This is a genomic window from Aquimarina mytili (genome assembly GCF_016735115.1).
GTDB classification, from domain to species: domain Bacteria; phylum Bacteroidota; class Bacteroidia; order Flavobacteriales; family Flavobacteriaceae; genus Aquimarina; species Aquimarina mytili.
Window position 1 is genome coordinate 528,637 of the sequence record NZ_JAERQJ010000003.1, and the last position, 17,999, is coordinate 546,635.

Annotated in this window: 9 protein-coding genes; 7 read left to right on the forward strand and 2 right to left on the reverse strand. The window is 36.1% G+C overall.

Annotated features, from left to right (window positions below; translation table 11 throughout):
• Positions 1 to 11: 11 nt before the first annotated feature.
• A complete protein-coding gene (locus tag JJQ60_RS09705) occupies positions 12 to 545 on the forward strand; it encodes an alpha-ketoglutarate decarboxylase (RefSeq protein WP_201919117.1) in 534 nt (177 codons plus the stop codon).
• A 19-nt stretch (positions 546 to 564) separates the two neighbouring features.
• On the opposite strand, the gene JJQ60_RS09710 is transcribed toward JJQ60_RS09705, so the two are convergent.
• Together JJQ60_RS09710 and JJQ60_RS09715 are read right to left on the reverse strand one after the other, a co-directional pair.
• Entirely contained in the window at positions 565 to 921 is a 357-nt protein-coding gene (locus tag JJQ60_RS09710; protein WP_201919119.1) for a hypothetical protein, read from the reverse strand.
• On the reverse strand, positions 914 to 1,888 hold the full coding sequence (locus JJQ60_RS09715; RefSeq protein ID WP_201919121.1) for a polyprenyl synthetase family protein: 975 nt from the start codon (positions 1,886 to 1,888) through the stop codon (positions 914 to 916). The genes JJQ60_RS09710 and JJQ60_RS09715 overlap by 8 nt, the downstream gene beginning before the upstream one ends.
• Before the next feature lie 229 nt (positions 1,889 to 2,117).
• Here JJQ60_RS09715 and JJQ60_RS09720 point away from each other — a divergent pair, with 229 nt between their 5' ends.
• The 6 genes from JJQ60_RS09720 (at position 2,118) to JJQ60_RS09745 (ending at position 17,988) form a co-directional block, all read left to right on the forward strand.
• Entirely contained in the window at positions 2,118 to 2,714 is a 597-nt protein-coding gene (locus JJQ60_RS09720; RefSeq protein ID WP_201919123.1) for a TetR/AcrR family transcriptional regulator, read from the forward strand.
• A 5-nt stretch (positions 2,715 to 2,719) separates the two neighbouring features.
• Positions 2,720 to 4,072, forward strand: coding sequence for a TolC family protein (locus JJQ60_RS09725; protein WP_201919125.1), 1,353 nt, complete (start codon positions 2,720 to 2,722; stop codon positions 4,070 to 4,072).
• A 7-nt stretch (positions 4,073 to 4,079) separates the two neighbouring features.
• Positions 4,080 to 5,246 (forward strand): efflux RND transporter periplasmic adaptor subunit, encoded by a 1,167-nt coding sequence (locus JJQ60_RS09730; protein WP_201919126.1) that lies wholly within the window; start codon positions 4,080 to 4,082, stop codon positions 5,244 to 5,246.
• Between the two features lie 7 nt (positions 5,247 to 5,253).
• The gene (locus JJQ60_RS09735; protein WP_201919128.1) at positions 5,254 to 8,751 is read left to right on the forward strand and encodes an efflux RND transporter permease subunit; all 3,498 of its coding nucleotides are present in this window, start codon (positions 5,254 to 5,256) and stop codon (positions 8,749 to 8,751) included.
• Between the two features lie 475 nt (positions 8,752 to 9,226).
• Positions 9,227 to 12,469: a hypothetical protein gene (locus JJQ60_RS09740; RefSeq protein WP_201919131.1), complete on the forward strand. Its 3,243-nt coding sequence runs from the start codon at positions 9,227 to 9,229 to the stop codon at positions 12,467 to 12,469.
• Positions 12,470 to 12,477: 8 nt separating this feature from the next.
• Entirely contained in the window at positions 12,478 to 17,988 is a 5,511-nt protein-coding gene (locus tag JJQ60_RS09745; RefSeq protein ID WP_201919133.1) for a DUF6443 domain-containing protein, read from the forward strand.
• Positions 17,989 to 17,999: the final 11 nt, after the last annotated feature.

The window sequence follows — 17,999 nt, forward strand, 5'->3', positions numbered from 1 at the left end:
GAAATTTAACAATGAAAGTATTTACTCCTCAAAATATTTTGGTCTTAACCTTACTATTTTTGGTATTCTTCTCACTTCAGAAAGGATATTCTCAAAGTGATGAACCCGGTATTAAATTTGGAGGAAGTTTAAATGTTGGTTTTACTAATAACAGACTAAATATCGCTATAGCTCCTGCTGCCATCTATCAGTTTAATGAATGGTTTGGTGGTGGAGTAGGATTAAACTTTGGTTACAGTAGTTTTGAAAACGATGCCTTAAATCAGGAAAGCACCAGCACAAATTATGGCGGAAGTGTTATTACGCTGTTCAGTCCTTTTCCAGAGTTACAGCTTTCTGCAGAGTTTGAAGAAATGGGAGTTAGCAGAACAACAAAAATTGCTGGAGAAAAATTTACTGATGACTATTGGTACCCCGCTTTGTTTGTAGGTGCTGGATACAGAACAGGGCCTGTTAGCGTTGGACTGAGGTATGATCTTTTATACGATGATCAGAAAAGTATTTATGGTAGTGCTTATGCCCCTTTTGTAAGAGTATTTTTCTAAGAAGCGTTCGATTTGAGTTTTATAATCGATTTCTGTAAGACACTTTTTCCCATTCTCTTTTTAAGATCAAATATGTTGAATATACCGCTATATCTTCTACTTTTTCTGATGTAAAGCTTCTGAGATCAGTCTCCGATACATCAATTGCATATAATAGATTTAGATATGCATTAAAGGCATGTTGTAATCTATACAGGAGTAGATCATTTAAAGCAACAACAAGATCTTTAATCTGAATTTTTGGATCGATTTGATATTCTATTCCCGCACGATTGATATCCTTTTCGAGTTGACGAAGTAATTCTGGATATACATTAGAATTATTAACCTGAGTAATTAGGTTATCTATTAACGTGATATGGTATTCTTCAGACACTTCTATTCATTAAATTCTCTCCAAAAAGGCGTAACAATGATTTTTTCTCTTCAGAAATATCGAGTTTATCAAGTGTTAAAAATGCTTTTTGAGTATATAATTCAATCTCACTTCTTGTTGCTTTTTTAGCGCCTGTTGTTTCAAAAAACTGCTTTACGGTACTTATCTTTTCTGTAGGATCCTCAGGATTAAGAGAAAACAGCCCTTGTAACTGTTTTTTCTCGTCATCAGACGCAAATTCTAATGCTTTAAGGTATAAAAAAGTTTTTTTATTCTCAATGATGTCACCTCCCACTTGTTTCCCAAATGTTTTTGGATCTCCAAATGCATCTAAGTAATCATCCTGTAGTTGAAATGCTAACCCAAGTAACCTTCCAAAATCATAAATCGAGGCCGTACAATTTTCTGAAGCATCGGCCACTATAGCCCCCATTTTTAAAGCTGCTCCAACCAAAACTGCTGTTTTATACTCAATCATTTTTATATACTCAGGAATTGTAACATCATCCCTGGTCTCAAAATCGATATCATATTGTTGTCCTTCGCATACTTCAATAGCCGTTTTTGTAAACAGTTTTGCCAATTCTTTAAACGTTTCTCCATCATAATTCTCAAACAGCTGATATGCATTAATAAGCATGGCATCCCCAGAGAGAATTCCTGTATTAACATCCCACTTTTCATGTACTGTTTCTTTACCTCTGCGAAGGGGAGCATCATCCATAATATCATCATGAATTAATGAAAAATTATGAAAAACTTCAACCGCCAAAGCTGCATCTAAAGCTTCCTTATAAGAGCCTCCAAAAATTTCTGCTGCCATCAATACAAGGGTGGGACGTAAACGTTTTCCGCCAAGGCTCAGAATATAAGAAATGGGTTCATAAAGGTTTTTGGGTTCTTTGGTCGTATTCTTTTGTGATAAGTATTCTAAAAAATACCCTTGATAATCAGATATTGTATGCACAGTCAAATTTTTAGGCTAAGGTAAAATAAAAATTGAGATCTTAATTTCATTTTTTTGTCCAAAAATTTATACCCTATACGTCTTAGTACTAGTTTACATATAGAGAAGTAACATTATCCCCTTTTTTAATATAACAGTGTTAAATAAATGTAAAACTTAGGAAACTTTTACTGTTTTTTTAGTTTCCGTGTGTACATTTGCCTTCAATATAATTGTAAGTACCCCAATAATGAAGGAAAAAATAGTTGAAAAAGCTAATGATATGTTTTTGAGCTTTGGTTTTAAGAGCGTTACCATGGATGATCTTGCTTCTGAAATGGGAATTTCTAAAAAAACAATTTATGCTCATTTCCAAAATAAAACCAAATTAGTTGAAGCAACAACGCATCATCTTTTTTGTAAAATAAATGATGGAATTAATGCCATTTTAGGAGAAAGTTTAGACCCCATTGAAGAGTTATATGCAATCAAGACTTTTGTAATGCATCATCTGAAAAATGAGAAAACAGCTCCTTTGCATCAATTAGAAAAATATTACCCCAAAATACATCAAGGCCTAAAATCAAAACAATTTGAAGTTTTTCAGGATTGTGTTGTAGACAACCTAAAAAGAGGGATCGATAAAGGTGTATTTAGAAAAAATATAGATATCGAGTTTATATCCAGAATCTATTTTATAGGGACAAACGGGATTAAGGATAAAAATATGTTTCCGGATCAAATCTTTCCGGTTGCAAAACTTATGGATGATTATTTAGAGTATCACATTTTAGGAATCACCACAGAAAAAGGACGTACAATTTTAAACAATCTTATAAAAGAATAATACATATGAGAAACACCCTTTGGTTAATTTGTTTTGGCTGGTTATATACAGTCGCAATACAAGCCCAAGAGCCTCAAGCCAATGCCAAGTATTCATTTACATTAGATGAAGCTATAGAATTTGCATTAGAGAATAGCTATCAATCTATCAATGCCAGACAAGATGTTGCTAAAGCTTTAAAAAGGAAATGGGAAACTACTGCAGATGGTCTTCCACAAATAGAAGGAGTTCTTGATTATCAAAATCAATTAAAGCAACAGCCTTTATTACTTCCTGCTTTTGATGGTAGCGGAGGCTTCGATGAGTTTTTTACTCCTCAGCAACAGGTATCCGCGACAGCTACATTACGACAATTGATATTTGACGGTTCATATTTAGTAGGCCTTGAAGCGGCAAAGAGTTTTTTACAATTCAATAATGATTCTGAAGAAAAAGTACAACTCGAAGTGCGCAAAGGCGTTATTAATGCTTACGGCAGTGTTTTGGTAGCACAAGAGAGTGTTGCTATTCTTAAAAACAACGTAAATACGCTTGAAAAAAATTATCTGGAAACCAAAAAAATCTTTGAGAATGGCTTAGCCGAAGAGGAAGATGTAGAGCAACTACAAATTACATTATTACAGATCAAAAATCAGCTTAGTAATGCAGAACGATTAGAAAAAATTGCCTTACAAATGTTTAATCTTACGATTGGTATAGATGTAGACTCTACTGTCGTTCTATCTGATGATTTGGATAGCCTGGCCATGAAAAACATCGATAAATCAATAAACGCAACACCTTTTGTTATTGAAGATAATGTAGATTACAGACTGGCCTACCTTCTTACCGAACAAAGAAGACTAGAGTTTAAGCTAGAAAAAAGTCGAGCTTTGCCTAAACTTTCGGCATTTATTAATTACGGCACCGCAGCATTTGATGATGATTTTGTGTTTCTTGATAGCGAAACTCGATGGTTTCAGTCTTCTGTTTTAGGCGCAAGTTTAAGCATTCCTATTTTTAGCTCTTTAAGACGAAGTGCCCGCAGTCAACAAGCCAAAATAGCTTTCGAACAGTCGAATACAGAATTTATAAAAACACAACAAGAAATACAGCTTCAATATAACTCTGCTCTTAGTGATTATCAACTTTCAGTAGAAAACTTTGAGACATCAAAACAAAATTTAACGCTGGCCGAACGTATCGAAAAAAAGAATCAAATTAAATATTCTGAAGGCCTAGCAACCAGCTTTGATTTAAGACAAGCACAATTACAATTATACTCTTCACAAAATGAAGTATTAAATGCTATGCTTAACATCATCAACAAAAAAGCAGAATTAGAAACAATTTTAAACACACCAAATAAAAATAAGTAACCATACTATGAAAAAGATACTTACCATATTATCCATTTCTCTTCTTATCATTTCATGTGGTCAAGATAAAACTGCATCTGTAGAGCAAATTATTGAAGAAGCAAATCTTGAAGCTTTACGAACAAAAAGAACTGAAATTGTTACTCAACAGCAAGTAATCGCTGATCAACTAAAGCAATTGGATGAAGCTATTGCATCATTAGATACGATAAAAAAATTACCTCTGGTAACGACCATAACGGCTAAAGACACTTTGTTTAATCATTATCTGGAACTACAAGGAAATGTAGAAACAAAACAAAACATTGTGCTTTATCCTGAAATGGGTGGAATACTTACCAAAATCTATGTCAAAGAAGGACAAAAAGTATCTAAAGGGCAATTACTAGCCAGAATAGACGATGGTGGATTAAGCCAACAATTATCGCAGGTAGAAGTTCAAGCTCAATTAGCAAAAACAACCTTTGATCGCCAAAAGAGATTATGGGAGCAAAAAATTGGTTCGGAAATTCAGTTCCTGGAAGCCAAGACTAATTTTGAGGCGCAACAAAATGCGGTAAATCAAATTAAACGACAACTCGCAAAAACAACGGTAAATGCTCCTTTTTCTGGTGTGATTGACGATGTAATTACTGAGCAGGGAAGTGTTGTCTCTCCCGGTCAAAATGCAATTATTCGTATTGTTAATCTAGATAATATGTATATCGAAACCGAAGTACCAGAACGCTATATTCCGAATGTAACCATTGGCAAAAAAGTAGAAGTTTATTTTCCGGTGTTAGGAAAAACGATTAATACAAAAATTCGTCAGGTAGGTAACTATATCAACCCAAATAACCGTTCTTTTGCTGTTGAGGTAGGTATTCCTTCAAATGGAGGAACCGTAAAACCAAATCTTACTGCCAAAGTAAAGATCAATGATTACACTAATGAAAAGGCCATACTGATTCCACAGAGCATCCTTTCTGAAAATGCTGAAGGAGATCAATATACATATGTAACCTCTGGTAAAGACGCTCAAAATATTGCATTAGCAAAAAGAGTTATTGTAAAAACTGGAAAAACTCAAGGAGATCTCATTGAAATTATAGAAGGAATCAATAATGGAGATGCTATAATTAATGAAGGAGCCAGAAGCGTAAAAGATGGTCAAAAAGTGAAAATTTTAAACTAATACCCCTATGCAAGTCAATAATAAAAAAGTAGATAAAGAATTTAAGTTATCTTCCTGGGCGATAGATAACCCGACCACGATCTATGTTATGATCGGGATATTCTTAGTCTTGGGGCTTTCGGCATATTTTTCTATGCCTAGAGAAAATTTTCCCGAGATTAACGAGACCAAAATATATATTAGTGTCCCCTATCCAGGAAATACTTCTGAAGATATAGAACGTCTTATTGTAGACCCCTTAGAAGACAAACTAAAAAATGTTAGTAATGTCGTAGAAATTCTATCCACATCTCAAGAAGACTATGCCATTATCACAGTTGAATTTGATGAAGAACTTTCTGTACCCGAAGCTAAGCAAAAGGTTAAGGACGAAGTAGACTCAGAAAAAGCAAACGAAGATTGGCCTACATTTAATGGAGCCAAGGTAGAACCTAATGTATTTGATTTAAGTATTTCTGAAGAAACCCCTATCATGAATATCAATATCACGGGTGATTATCCAGTAGACAAATTGAAGGAATATGCCGAGTACTTAGAAGATGAAATAGGGGATTTACCTGAAATCAAAAAAGCAGATATTCGTGGTGCACAAGAAAAAGAAGTCGAAGTAGCCGTTGATATTTATAAAATGATGGCTGCTAAGGTGAGTTTTGATGATGTAATCAATACCATTCGTAATGGTAATATGACCATGTCTGCAGGTAACATGATTTCTAGTGGACAACGTCGTACGATACGAATTCTGGGTGAAATTGAACGTCCATCTGAGTTGGATGAATTTGTTGTAAAATCACAAAACGGAGCCGTATACCTTAGAGATATTGCAAAAGTTTCTTTTAAAGAAGAAGATAAAACTACCTATGCCAGGGAATATGGAGAAAACGTAGTAATGCTGGATGTTAAAAAACGTTCTGGAAAAAACATGATCGAGGCCGTTGAAAAAATAAATGTGATTCTTGAAGATGCTAAAGAAAATGTGTTTCCACAAGATTTAACAATCAGTGTTGCCAATGACCAATCCGAAAAAACCGAAAACCAAGTAAGTGATTTGGTGAATAATATCATTTTCGGGATCATCCTGGTGGTTGGAGTTTTAATGTTCTTTTTAGGATTTAGAAATGCATTATTTGTAGGATTCGCTATCCCAATGTCTATGTTTATGTCATTTATGATTTTATCCGCACTAGGATATACCATGAATACGATGATCCTATTTGCCTTGATTATGGGGTTAGGAATGCTGGTAGACAATGGTATCGTGGTTGTAGAGAATGTATATCGATTAATGGAAGAAGAAGGGATGTCTCGCATAGAAGCTGCCAAAAAAGGTATTGGCGAGATTGCGTTCCCGATTATTATTTCTACCGCAACAACCGTAGCTGCATTTATACCTTTAGGAATGTGGCCCGGTGTTATGGGGCAGTTTATGATTTACTTCCCGATCACACTGTCAGTAGTATTGGGATCATCTCTATTTGTTGCTATTTTTATCAACTCTATGTTGGTTTCTCAATTTATGGAAACTGGCGAAAAAGTTTTATCTCGTAAACAACTCATTAGACTAAGTATCATTTTAGGAGGTATTGGAACCTTCATTTTGATTGTAGGTGGGCAAGTACGAGCATTAGGAAGTCTGATGATTGTTACTGCTATTATGTTCTGGGTGTATCGATATGTATTGAAGGGGGCTGCTAATTTCTTTCAAAGAAGAATCCTGGCATGGTTAGAAAATAGATATCAGCGATTTTTATCATTCGCGCTCAAAGGCTGGAGAGTATATATGTTTACATTCGGTACGTTTTTCTTATTAATTGTAGTATTTGCAATGTTTGGCGCATCTATGGCGAGTCAACGTACCAAAGTGGAATTTTTCCCCGACAATAAGCCTAATCAAATTGTAGTTTATATCGAGTATCCACAAGGAACCGATATCGATAAAACCAATGCCATTACTAAAGAAATAGAACAGCGTGTCTATGCCGTTGTTAACGACAAAGAATATGTAGAAGGAGAAAATCGCAACTTCTTGGTAGAATCTGCGGTATCTCAAGTAGGAGAAGGAGCCGGTAATCCACAAACTGATGGAGGTAGTAATGCTGAAATGCCACATCGTGCAAAGATTACAGCTACGATGAGAGAGTTTAAATATAGAAAAGGAAAAGATTCTGAAGTATTACGTCAAAAAGTTCAGGAAAACCTTAAAGGCATTTATCCAGGAGTAGCGATCTCTGTAGAAAAAGATCCAGTTGGTCCTCCTGCTGGTTATCCTATTAATATTGAAATTGAAGGACCGGATTATAACGAGTTAATCAATATCGCCGAGCAAATGCGAAACTTTATTAACGAAAAAAATATTCCTGGTATTGAAGAGTTAAAAATTGATGTAAACAAAGGGAAACCTGCTATGCAAGTTGTGGTAGATAGAGAAAAAGCAGGAGAATTAGGGGTTGCCGCAGGACAAGTAGGTAACCAGCTACGTCGATCTATCTTTGGTGAAAAAGCTGGTGTGTATAAAAAAGATGGTGAAGATTATGATATCTATGTTCGTTTTAATGAAGACAACAGATACAATACCAGTGCTCTTTTTAATCAAAATATCACCTTTAGAGATCAGGCTACTGGTCAACTCAAAGAAATTCCTGTTTCTGCAGTAGCGTCGCAAAAAAACACCTCATCCTTTAGTGCTATAAAACATAGAGATGCTAAAAGAGTGGTTACCGTATACTCTGGTCTACAACCTGGTTATACCGATGCAGGAGCGATTGTTTCTCAAATACAAACAGAAATGGCTAGTTTTAAGGAACTACCAAGAGGTGTTAAGATTGACTATACCGGCCAAATCGAAGAACAAGGTAAACAAATGGCATTTTTGATGGGAGCCTTTTTCTCAGGACTAGGTCTGATCATGTTGATTCTTGTATTCCAGTTTAGTTCTATTTCTAAACCAACCATTATTATGATTGCCATCTTCTTGAGTTTTATTGGAGTATTTGGAGGTATTATTATTACCGGAGCATCTTTTGTAATTATGATGACTATGATGGGTATTATCTCGCTCGCCGGTATTGTTGTAAATAATGGGGTGGTACTTCTGGATTATACTCAACTCCTTATTGATCGTAAAAAAGTAGAACTTAACGTCCCTGAAAATGAATTATTACCTAATGAAGAGGTAATGAAAATCATCATCAAAGGAGGTAAAGCACGTTTACGACCTGTATTATTAACTGCAATCACTACCGTATTGGGGCTAATACCATTAGCAATTGGATTTAATCTGGATTTCTTTTCATTGTTTAGCACTGGAGATCCAAAAATATACTTAGGTGGAGATAATGTTATCTTTTGGGGCCCCTTAGCATGGACCGTAATCTACGGATTAATTATAGCTACATTCTTAACCCTGATTATTGTACCATGTTTGTTCTTTATCGTAAACAGGTTCAAAGTAAGATTTTATAAAAAGAAAGTTGTAGAAGTACCTGTTACTCCTGCAGCAGCATAGGAATATGTAAAATTGATGAAAAAACGCCGCAAATTGCGGCGTTTTTTGGTTAATATTAAAAGATGAATTTCTGGGAAACTTTTCTATTCTTTTTCTTCCAAAAATTCACATCATAAAAGTCTAGAACGTAACAAACTTCTTTAAAAATGAGTAATTCTATAAACTAATAAAACAAAACATCCCCACGATTAAATACTTATCTAACTATAAGTGTTTTATAGCATTTCAACAGCTATTGATTCTTAAAAATTATACTGTGTTTTCCCTGAAAACCTATTTACTTTCCTTGTTTTTCCTCTAGTAGTGCTTCTATATTTGTTGCCAAAAAAAGTATCACTCTTCAAATCGACAAACACAAATCAACACTCTATGTGAATCATAACTTTTGCAAAAACTAAGGTATGATTACTTAAAAACAGGACAATTAATTCGCAGATAAATTTTTAATCACTCAATAGAAATAATCACTCATTTTATGAAAAAACTACTGTTCTGCATGTTAGGAGTATATTGTACCCTAACATTTGGTCAAGACTTACCCGATCTAACACCTCCTACACCTGAGGTGGCTGCTATGGGAAAATATACCGATATTCCTATTGGCTTACACACGGGAACGGCAAATATTTCGATTCCTTTAGTAAACCTTTCAGAATCTGGAATTGATGTACCGGTTTCGGTTAATTATCATTCTTCCGGAATAAGAGTTAACGAAATGTCCTCTCGTGTTGGACTAGGCTGGTCGCTTACCGCAGGAGGAATGATTAATAGAAGTGTTCGAGGCATCGCTGATGATCTTCAAGAAGGATACATCAATACCCAAAACACTATTGAAAACTTCCTAACACTTACCGGAACACCAAAAGACGATCAAATTCGACTGGTTAATGATAAAAAGTTAGATTTTGAATCTGATATCTATAACTTTAGTTTTCCTGGATATAGCGGTAAATTCTTTTTTGATCAAAATGGAGGAATTTATACTCACCCTAAGAGCGATCTAAAGATTACTTACACCAAAGATAATCATCAAAAAATTGTAGGATGGTCAGTAACAACTGCAATGGGTATCACCTATACTTTTGGAACAATACCAGGCACAAACAACTATGTATTAGAAGAAAAATATTCTTCTGTATTAAGTGAAAATGCACAACTTCCACTTTCTATCCAAGCGTACACATCGGGATGGTATCTTACCGAAATTAAACATTATAATGGAGAACGTATTACGTTTACTTATCAAGAAGGTACTGCACAAATTGTTTATTATAATTTATTGGATCAAAATAAATATTTACATGCGCTGGGGGCAACTCAAGGTTCTGGAAACTGTTCTACAAATCTACAACCAACAGCGACATTGTCAGAAGATAAATATTACCCGAAGTTTTTAACCAGTATACAAAGTACACAAGGAAGTATTGAGTTTTCTTATGACCATACACGGGTTGATTTGAAGAATGATTTTGCAGTGACAAAGGTGGAACTTAAAGATAATAATAGTACTGTTATTGAAAGCTATAATTTGGAATACGATTATTTCACTACCAGTCCGAAACAATATCTAGGAATGTATGGAGATACAGATCAGCGGACTAAAAAATTATACTTAAAAGCGATCAAACAACAAAAAGGAAGTGCTATAAACAAACAGCATACTTTTAGTTATTATCAGGATCATATCTTTCCAGAAAGATTGTCATTCAATCAGGATTTATGGGGATATGCCAATGGTAAAGACAATGATGTATTCTACCCCTCATTAGTATATACTGCTCCGATACTTTCTGGAGGCACTATGATACAAATTCCAAGAGAAGTTATTGGGGCAGACCGAAATGTTGATGAATCCTTTGCAAAAACTTTAATGCTAAAGGAAATAACATACCCAACCGGCGGGAAAACTGAATTTATCTATGAAGCCAATACCTTATCTGGTGGAGAGAAGTTCTTTGTTGGGAATAGTTTAGTAACCAAACAAATTTCTGGAGGACAATTAGGAAACGACCCTTCAAAACCAGGACAAACTTTTACAAAGTCATTTACATTTAATGGAGATGGGTATTTATATTATAAGATCGATGTAGAACAGTCCTGTCCAGCAGATTATAATGACTGCCCGGCGATTAGATTATATAGAGCTAATGGAGAGATTATAAGGACATTTGATACACAAAATTCAGCATTAGAATTATTGAATGCAACGGCAGGTGATTATACTATTGTTATAGAAAATGGTCCTTTTCAAACAGGAAATTATGTAAGCATACGGTTTTTTGAGAAAGTAACAGAAAATGGAATTAATCCTAATAATTCTAAAACAGGAGGGTTACGCATTAAAGAACTTCGATATAAAGATCATAATGGCAGTATTGTCAATACAAAAAAATATAACTATCAGACATTTGGAAATTCGGCAATTTCTAGTGGTCAATCTTTAAACCCTCCTGTATTTTTGAAGTTAAGGGTAATGACTAGTCAAGGCTGTAATAATGATATTATTTATTCTAACGCCCGTTTTCCATTAAATGGACAAAGTAGTTTGCATGTAGGATATACTAATGTAACAGAATATAATACTGATGGTACTCAAGGAAAAACAGAATATACCTATGATTTTTCTAAAGACCCTAATGCACCGCTTACCAATATATTAGGAGGAGAAGAGTTTCTAACTACTCCATCAATAGACTTTTCACATCGAAGAGGACTGTTATTAAATAAAAAGATCTATCGTCATAATAATATCACCTCTCAATATCAACTCATTGAAGAAACTGATAATACATATAAGAAGCTAGGAGGTGTAGGGATCAACAATGTTGTTGTTGGACTTATAGGAACTGGTCCGACTCCTATTTTTGAATTGTATTCTGTTTTTGGAGATAGATATCTGATGGAAAAAAACACTTCTACCAGTTACCAGCCTTCTGGCGATATAAAAACCACCACCCAGTATAACTATGATACAGGGTATTATGGTAGAACCATGCCTAGAGAGATTAGTACTACAAATAGTTTAGGAGAAACTGTAGTTACTAAGAGTTTTTATCCTGATGATGTGGCTACAACCACTTCTTTAGGAAAAGTGCTAAGTACAGAAGCATATCAAGCCATTAATTACCTAAAAGCTGCCCACAGGATTGGAGAACTCATCCAACAAGAAACCTGGGTTGGAGGACAAAAAATGAGTACTCAGCGTACCAATTTTAAGTTACAAAATGGCAATACATTACCTAAAACCATACAATCTGCCAAATTAGAAAGGGATCTGGACGATCGTATAGAATACGTGTCTTATGATACCAAAGGCAATCCATTAGAGGTTAAACAATCTGGAGGAAGCCATATCATTTACATCTGGGGCTACCAGGACAATTACCCCATTGCAAAAATTGTCAACGCTAGTTATACAGACATGCCAGCAGATGTAACCACGCTTATCAACAATTTAAAAGTGGCTTCAAACCATGAAAACAATACTACAGAAGAACAAGCGATGAGAGATTTAGTCGATCAACTAAGAGTTCATAGTTATTTTGATGGAGCAGAGATCACTTCTTACACCCATGACCCACTTATCGGATTAACCTCTGTGACTGATCCCAGGGGATATACTATGAAGTATTACTACGATAACTTTAATCGATTAGAATATGTAAAAGACGATGCCGGAAAGTTGATTTCAGAAAATAAATACAATTACAAAAACTAATAACCACGATGAAAAATATCAATAAAATTATATATATAAGTCTTTTGTTTTGTATCGGATTAACTTGCAACCTAAACGCACAGTTTGGGGGTGGTTCCGGACTTTTATATCTCGATGGTGATCGTGATGGGTTTGGGCGATCAGACGTTTTTATTTTTGATGACGGAAGTAACCCCACTGGATATAGTGATAAATCTGGAGATTGTAATGATTTTGATGAAGATATATATCCCGGGGCTCCAGAAATTTGCGATGGTAAGGATAACGATTGCGATGGTAGTGTGGACGAATCTCCAAAACCTTCGACTCCTTCAGCTATTTCTGTAGTAAAAAATTGTGGAAGCACAGCACTTACTCGTGGTAACCCCCCAAGTGGAATTACCTGGTACTGGCAGGGCACTGCTTCTGGCACAAGTACAGGAAATGCTGCAAAAACAGTAAACCGTACCTTGGGTAGTATCTATTACCTTAGAGGAAGAAATAATAGTACCGGATGTTGGGGACCCGCAAGAAGTGTAAGTTATACCATTAACCAAAGACCAGCTACCCCAACAGCTACGATACAAAAAAAGTGTGGTAATACAGTTTTAACACGAGGCAATCCACCAAGTGGTATCACATGGTATTGGCAAAGCAATGTTACAGGTACTAGTACAGCTAATACTGCAGAAACAGTTACACGTTATAGTGGAACACAATACTATTTAAGAGGAAGAAATAATAATACAGGATGTTGGGGAAATACAAAGATCATCAATTACAGTATTAACTATATTCCAGAGGTACCTTCTACTCCTTCGGTAGTCAAGAATTGTGGTAGCACCAGACTTGCTCGTAGCAATCCACCTAGTGGGATCACCTGGTACTGGCAAAGTAGTGAATCAGGAACGAGTACATCTAACTCAAGTGCATCCATTAACCTCAATAGTGGTAGTTTATACTACCTAAGAGCTAGAAATAATAGTTCGGGATGTTGGAGTGCTGCCCGAACGGTAAATTATAGCATCAATTATATACCTGAAGTACCTTCTGCACCAGCTGTAGCCGTTGATTGTGGGAACGCCAAACTTACGCGTAGTAATCCCCCGAGTGGAATTACATGGTACTGGCAGAGTAGCGCGTCAGGGACCAGTACTTCAAATGCTTCAACTACTTATACTGCTACAAGTGGTAGTACGATGTACTTACGTGCAAGAAACAATAGTTCGGGATGTTGGAGTGGAGCCAGAACAGTAGGATATAATATAAACCCCCTTCCGAGTATACCAAATGGTGTAGCGGTGGCCAATAATTGTGGGAGCTCGAAGCTTACCCGTAGTAACCCACCAAGTGGTATCAGCTGGTATTGGCAAAGTAGTCCCTCAGGGACCAGTACTTCCAATTCGAATACGACCCTTACCCTTACCAGTGGTAGTGTATATTATTTAAGAGGAAGGAACAATAGTACCGGATGTTGGGGATCTGCCCGAACAGTAAATTACAGTATTGAGCCCCTTCCAGGAACACCAAGCACACCTACAGTAACCAATAATTGTGACAATACGGTTTTAACAAGAAATAATCCTCCGAGCGGGATCACCTGGTATTGGCAAAGCAGTGCTTCGGGGACTAGTATGTCAAATGCTTCGACATCTATTGCCAGAACTACTGGTAGTGTCTATTATTTAAGAGCTAGAAATAACACTACAGGATGTTGGAGTTCGTCTAGAACAGTTAACTATAGTATTAATCTTTCCCCAACAACACCTGCTGCACCTACCGTTACAAATCATTGCGGCAATACAGTTTTAACCAGAAGTAACCCACCAAGTGGTATGACCTGGTATTGGCAAAGTAGTGCTGGGGGAACCAGCGTATCCAATACTTCTGCATCGATAACAATGACCAGTGGAAGCACATACTATCTAAGAGCCAGAGATAATGCTTCTCTATGCTGGAGTGGTGCTAGAGCCGTCAATTATAGTATTGATCAGGCACCAACATGGTATGCAGACACCGATAATGATGGATTTGGCGATCCTAACACATCACAAAACTCATGTAACCAACCCGCAGGCTATGTGTTAGATAATAACGATCAATGCCCGAACGAATATGGAGAAATTAGAGGATGTACCGCTACCTTACATAGTCTTTCATTGTCTTCAGCACAGAATTATGTATTTACCAGAGCATATCAAGAGCCTATGGATACTCCTGGCGGCATCCAGTTTAACAAAGATGTAATCGAAAACGTAACTTATTTTGATGGATTAGGACGACCAATGCAACAAACTGCGATCAAAGGATCACCTTATGAAAAAGATATGGTTACGCACATTACTTATGACCCTTATGGTAGACAAACAAAAGAGTATTTGCCATTTGAATCTAATACATCCGTAGGAAGTTACAAGACCGTAAATGTAAATAATGATATCAATACGTATTATTTGAATACCTATGCACATGATTTCCCTGGGATTACAGATGCATCATTAGTAAATGCCTATTCTGAAAGCGTTCTTGAACCGTCTCCTCTAAATCGAGTTTTAGAACAGGGAGCACCGGGTACTGCATGGAAAGCCGATAAAAATTCTGATACCGATCATACTATTAAATTTGGATGGAATACCAATACCACCAATGAAGTAGTACAATTCGAAGTTGTATTTGCAAACCCAGGAGACACTGAAGTGCCAAGCCTTGACAAAAAAGGGTTCTATGCTGCCAATCAATTATACATCACAATTACTAAAGACGAAAACTGGACAGCTGCAGATGGAAACAATCATACAACTAGAGAGTATAAAGATAAACAGGGTCGTGTAATATTGAAACGTACATATAATCAAGGAGTAGAACATGACACCTATTATGTATATGACAAATTTGGAAATCTTACCTATGTACTCCCTCCAAAAGTAAGTGTAACCGATGGTGTCTCTGATACAGAGCTAGCCGAACTTTGTTATCAATATCATTATGATTATCGAAACCGATTGATCGAAAAGAAAATTCCTGGTAAAGGTTGGGAGTATATCCTATATAACAAACTGGATCAACCGGTAATGACCCAGGATGCCAACCTAAGAAAAGAAAATTCAGGAAAACCATATGATTATTGGTTATTTACCAAATACGATGCTTTGGGTAGAGTAGCCTATACAGGTGAGATAATTAATAATAGCAACAGAAAGATCATGCAAAGCAGGGCACAATCTTCTCTATATGAGCCATACGAGCATAGAGAAACCACTCCTATTAGAGTTGCAGGTACCGATGTGTATTATAGCAAGGATGCCTATCCTACCAGTATGGAAAAGATCTATACCATCAATTATTACGACAATTACGAGTTTGATACAGCTGGGATCACAAAACCGAGTACGGTCTACGGGGTAGGCACCACAGATCGTACCCGATCCCTGCCTACAGGTACCAAAGTAAGAGTATTGGGCACTAATAAATGGATCACCACCGTTACCTATTATAATGCAAAAGGAAGGCCAATCTATGTAGCCAGCAAAAATGAATATCTAAATACAACCGATATCATAGAAACTAAGCTCGATTTTACGGGTAGAGTGCTACAAACCAAAACTACCCATACCAAAGGGAGTAATGCAGCTATTGTGACTATCGATACCTTTACCTATGATCATATGGGTAGATTGCTTACACAAAACCAAAAGATTAATAACCAGGCCGAAGAACACATTGTAAGCAATACGTACGATAACTTAGGGCTATTAGAAAGTAAATCTGTAGGTGGGTTATCGAGCACAAATGGAACCCCGAGCGTAGCCGAGGGGTTACAAACCGTAGATTACACCTATAATGTGCGCGGTTGGCTAAGAGGAATCAACGATGTAAACAACCTGGGCAATGACCTCTTTGCCTTTGGGATTAATTATAATACTACAACCGAAGACTTAATGGCAACCCCATTGTACAATGGTAATATAAGTGAAACCCTATGGAAAACGGCTAATGATAATACCAAAAGAGGGTATGGATATCAGTATGATGCCTTAAACAGAATTACCGCAGGGGTCAGTACTGGATACCATTACAACTTGTCCTATGTGACCTATGATAAAATGGGGAATATAGAATCCCTTAAACGTCATGGATGGCAAAACAGTAGTAATTATTGGGATATGGATATCCTATCCTATACGTATGATAATGGTAACAAACTATTGAAGGTCACTGATGCGGGTAATGATGCCTATGGATTTAAAGATGGGACCAATACCAATGATGATTTTGAATACGATGCCAATGGCAATATGATTTTGGATCGTAACAAAGGTATAAGTGAGATTACCTATAATCATCTTAACCTACCTCTAAAGGTAACCGTTAATAGTACGGCTCATACCGGAAATATTAGTTATATTTATGATGCCACGGGAGCAAAACTCAAAAAAATCGCAACCGAAGGAAGTTCTGCAACAACGACCGAGTATGCTGGTAATTATGTATATAAGAATGGTAACCTGGAGTTCTTTAACCACCCAGAAGGGTATATTGAAAAAGAAGCCAATGGGTATCAATATGTATATCAATATAAGGATCATCTAGATAATACAAGGCTATCATACTCAGATAAAAATAATGATGGTAGCATTACTCAAGACGAGATCATCCAGGAGAAAAACTATTATCCATTTGGCTTAACGCATAAAGGGTATAATAGTGTTCTCAGAGGTAGAAATCACATCTATGGTTTTGGTAGTAAGGAATTTACAGCAAGCCTAAATCTTAATACGTATGATTTTGGTTCTAGAAATTACATGCCAGATTTGGGAAGATGGGGAGTTATAGACCCTAAATCTGATGATATAATGCAGATTGATCTAACACCTTATAACTATAGTTGGAATAATCCAACTAATATTAATGATCCTGATGGTGAATGTCCTTGGTGTCTAGGTGCTGCTATAGGGTTTGTTGTAGAATATGGAGTACAAGTAGCAACAAATTTAGCTGGTGGTCAAGAATTAGGAGATGCTCTTATAAATGTTAATCCAGGAAAACTTCTATTAGCCACAGTGACCGGAGCAGCTACAGGAGGTTTATCCAGCATTAAAGTAGTAGGCGGTGTTGCAAAAGTTTATAAAGCAGTTGCTGTTTCTTCAACCGCTGCTGGAGGAAATATTTTGAAACAAAGTTTAATTAACAAAAATAAAACCATAGATGCTGTAGAAATGATGACAGATGCTGTTTTAGAAAATGTTACTTTATCTAAAGTCGAAGTTCCGAACATAAGTGATGATGTTATAAAAACTTCAGAAAAACAATTAGATAGAGCTCAAAGAGTTGCAGGAGACAACCCAAGACCTTCTCGCGCAGAAGCTGTAAAGGAAGCAAAGGATAAAGTTGAAACCCTGAAAAGCAAAAAAGAAAATATTAAAAAGATTAATGAAGTAACTAATGAATCAAAAGACGCATTAGTTAATGAAGTAGTTAAAAATAATTTGGATGGACTACGAAAAGGGTTTGAGGAAAATAAGTTTAAAAAGAAGCTTTAATTTAGATATTA

Bases quoted from the DNA above. Each gene is read 5' to 3' on its own strand.
- JJQ60_RS09705 (WP_201919117.1), top strand. From the start codon at position 12: ATGAAAGTATTTACTCCTCAAAATATTTTGGTCTTAACCTTACTATTT.
- JJQ60_RS09720 (WP_201919123.1), top strand. From the start codon at position 2,118: ATGAAGGAAAAAATAGTTGAAAAAGCTAATGATATGTTTTTGAGCTTT.
- JJQ60_RS09725 (WP_201919125.1), top strand. From the start codon at position 2,720: ATGAGAAACACCCTTTGGTTAATTTGTTTTGGCTGGTTATATACAGTC.
- JJQ60_RS09730 (WP_201919126.1), top strand. From the start codon at position 4,080: ATGAAAAAGATACTTACCATATTATCCATTTCTCTTCTTATCATTTCA.
- JJQ60_RS09735 (WP_201919128.1), top strand. From the start codon at position 5,254: ATGCAAGTCAATAATAAAAAAGTAGATAAAGAATTTAAGTTATCTTCC.
- JJQ60_RS09740 (WP_201919131.1), top strand. From the start codon at position 9,227: ATGAAAAAACTACTGTTCTGCATGTTAGGAGTATATTGTACCCTAACA.
- JJQ60_RS09745 (WP_201919133.1), top strand. From the start codon at position 12,478: ATGAAAAATATCAATAAAATTATATATATAAGTCTTTTGTTTTGTATC.